This window comes from Leucobacter japonicus (assembly GCF_001273855.1).
GTDB classification, from domain to species: Bacteria; Actinomycetota; Actinomycetes; order Actinomycetales; family Microbacteriaceae; genus Leucobacter; species Leucobacter japonicus.
This window is the reverse complement of the sequence record NZ_JHBX01000066.1, coordinates 1-266: the sequence shown is the minus strand read 5'-3', so window position 1 is coordinate 266 and position 266 is coordinate 1. Positions and strand designations below refer to the sequence as shown.

The 266-nt window shown below is 76.3% G+C and carries 1 pseudogene; it reads right to left on the bottom strand.

Features of this window, described 5'->3' with window-relative positions:
• Nucleotides 1–2: 2 nt before the first annotated feature.
• Nucleotides 3–266, bottom strand: a pseudogene (locus tag AMS67_RS00215) (DNA glycosylase AlkZ-like family protein); the annotation flags it as partial.

Here is a 266-nt window from a genome sequence, read left to right as displayed (position 1 = left end):
GTTCAGGCCGCGTCGAAGCGCTCCGGCAGCGCGAGATTGCCGGCGCCGCTCACCCGCACCTCCTGCAGCCCCTGCCAGGCGGCCGCACGGCCGAGCAGCTGCACGGCGGCCTCGGCGGTGCGCGCGGGCGCTCGCTCCTCCCGCCAGGCGGCCTGCACGAGCAGCGCCCGATCGGCGCGATCCGCCTTCAGGTCGATGCGCCCCGCGAGCCGGCCCCCGACCATGAGCGGGAGGCAGTAGTAGCCGTACTGCCGCTGCTCCTTCGG